5 protein-coding genes are annotated in these 2,280 nt (G+C 37.4%); all 5 read left to right on the forward strand.

Annotated elements, in window-relative coordinates:
• On the forward strand, positions 1 to 313 hold a 313-nt coding region (locus SANK73390_RS02565), incomplete at its 5' end, for a hypothetical protein (RefSeq protein ID WP_462763153.1).
• A gap of 9 nt (positions 314 to 322) precedes the next feature.
• Positions 323 to 676 carry a hypothetical protein gene (locus tag SANK73390_RS02570; protein ID WP_462763155.1) on the forward strand — a complete coding sequence of 118 codons (354 nt, stop codon included), beginning with the start codon at positions 323 to 325 and terminating at the stop codon, positions 674 to 676.
• Positions 677 to 798: 122 nt separating this feature from the next.
• On the forward strand, positions 799 to 1,092 hold the full coding sequence (locus SANK73390_RS02575) for a hypothetical protein (RefSeq protein WP_462763159.1): 294 nt from the start codon (positions 799 to 801) through the stop codon (positions 1,090 to 1,092).
• Positions 1,092 to 1,526 carry a hypothetical protein gene (locus tag SANK73390_RS02580; protein ID WP_462763161.1) on the forward strand — a complete coding sequence of 145 codons (435 nt, stop codon included), beginning with the start codon at positions 1,092 to 1,094 and terminating at the stop codon, positions 1,524 to 1,526. The genes SANK73390_RS02575 and SANK73390_RS02580 overlap by 1 nt, the downstream gene beginning before the upstream one ends.
• Positions 1,527 to 1,803: 277 nt before the next feature.
• A partial coding sequence (locus SANK73390_RS02585) for a hypothetical protein (RefSeq protein WP_462763164.1) occupies positions 1,804 to 2,280 on the forward strand: 477 nt, incomplete at its 3' end.

Consider the following 2,280-nt stretch of genomic DNA (forward strand, 5'->3'; position numbering starts at 1 on the left):
TAAGGCTGTTGATACTACCAGTTCACTTGGTAGTGCTCGTTCTAGCGTAAGAAAATATCTTGAAAGCGTAGGAAGTGTCCCAAGAAATCAACTAGTCCAAGATTTAGAAAGTGCAGGGTTTAAAAAGGTTTTTGAAGGAAAGGATATGCAACATTTTCAACGTGGAAAATGGAAAATACGCCTTGACCCTCCTCATTCAGGCACACCAATAAATCATATGCATATTAATAGAGGTGGAAATAAAAACACTTTTGATGTTCGCTTGAAACCGGTTAGTTTCAAAAGTAAAGATGCACATATTCCAATAAGGTAGTAGCTATGTATGAACTTAGATAATGTAGAATACACGTTTGATGATGAAGTCGTATCAAAGTTTTGCTATGACTCAAATGAAAAAGTAATTGAAATTGGATTTGATAGTTACTATGTTGATGAAAAATATATTGAAGCATCATGTACGCTAAGTATCAGTAATTGGAAAGTAGCTAAAAGTAAAGTTCATGGTTCCAGTAATTTCGATGAGTTAGAAGCCAATTTAGGTATTATTAGTCTGATTCTAGGTATTGATATTAAAAGTAGCCGTTTAGAATTAATTATTAATACAATTGATGATAGGTACTTAGAATTATGCTTTGATGAAGCAGACATCCGAGTTTTGGGTGCTGGAAATGAATAGAAAAATAAACGTTAGAATAAACGTGACATATATGGACGCTTAGCCTTTGTCAAAAACAGAAATAAACAAGACACCCATTTTTATTTGCTTCAGTTATAGAGGGTGGAATAAACAAGACATATATGGAAGATAATAAAGGTGACACCCACTTTTATTTTGATCCCAGTGTTGCATCTACCAAAAACCGCTCTCAATTTGGGCAGGATATAAATGTAAAAGCACTAAGAGATGATACGATGACAAATCCAACCTCTGCTTTTTCTGATATAAATTCAAGGGTAACTAAATACTCAAAGTCTTATGATTTCAATATAAGTACGCCCGCAACGCCAACCGGGGAAATGAGAGTATTTATTAATAATGCGAAACCAAACAGATCTTCACAGTTCCCATACGTACCTAGGAAGAAAGATTAATGAATAAAATTAGTTTCAATCTAAAGTGTTTAGATGCACAAGAAACCAAAGAAATAGATGGTATTGTTTTTTCTAATGCCGTACTGGTTGAACTTTTTATTGATGAAAAGCCAAGCTTCTCTTTTAATTTCTTGGAATATGCGTTGGTTGTTCTATCAGAGTTAGTTAAGTCGCTTTCTGGTGATGGGTGCTATCTTATTTTCACCTCCGCATCTGGAATAGCAGATGATGGCGGTTGGGAAGGAGTTGTTGTGTCTTTTAACAATGGTATTGTCACGTGGTCATTTGAAGTTGATGATGAGGGCTATCATTTTTCGTTCGATGAGTATGAATATCGAAATGCTATAAATGAGCTACAACAGAAGGCATCTGATTTGCCTTCTGCACTTGACTTTGAACCTACAGAGGTGTTCTTTCCAGAAAGCTGGGATTAGATGTTACAAAGAAGGCAGGCGACTTTGCAGACCTTGTTAGATGGCGACAAAAAAATATAAACAAGACATATATGGACGCTCAGCCTTTGTCAAACAACAAAAAATAAACAAGACACCCATTTTTATTTGCTTCGAAATAAACAAGACAACGAAATAAACAAGACACCCACTTTTATTTGCTGGCTTTACCTACAATGGCTTTGGTGAGCTACAACAAGAAACCAGAAGTAACGACACCATTGTTAATACTTACACAGACCCTCTGGGCAGGGTAGTATTGCGCACAGCGACAGGAGAAGCTGATTTAAACTATAGCTATGATGACTCATCACGTAACGGCTATGGACAAATGACCAGCGCCAGCGGTAATGGGGTAAGCCATACCTACAACTTTGATACACTGGGTCGCCCAACCACGCATACCATCTCGGGCAGTGGTAAAAGCTACACCACCAGTACACTGTACGATGGTAATTATGGCCGTGTTAAAGGCGTGCGTTACCCTAATAACCTTACGCTGGAATACACCTATAACGATAAAGGCTATCAAACCAGCGTTAAAAATGCAGCCAATGACTATGTATATCAAACGGTTGAAAGCCAAGATATATTAGGCAATATTACCCAAAGCGCACTAGGTAATGGCTTAACACAAAAGCAATATTACTCATTAACCTCTGGGCAAATGACAGGCAGCTATACCGGAACAGACAGCAGCCAACAATTAATGGCGTTAAACTACACCCAATATGAC

This window comes from Pseudoalteromonas sp. SANK 73390 (genome assembly GCF_054966645.1).

Bases quoted from the DNA above. Each gene is read 5' to 3' on its own strand.
- SANK73390_RS02570 (WP_462763155.1), top strand. From the start codon at position 323: ATGAACTTAGATAATGTAGAATACACGTTTGATGATGAAGTCGTATCA.
- SANK73390_RS02575 (WP_462763159.1), top strand. From the start codon at position 799: ATGGAAGATAATAAAGGTGACACCCACTTTTATTTTGATCCCAGTGTT.
- SANK73390_RS02580 (WP_462763161.1), top strand. From the start codon at position 1,092: ATGAATAAAATTAGTTTCAATCTAAAGTGTTTAGATGCACAAGAAACC.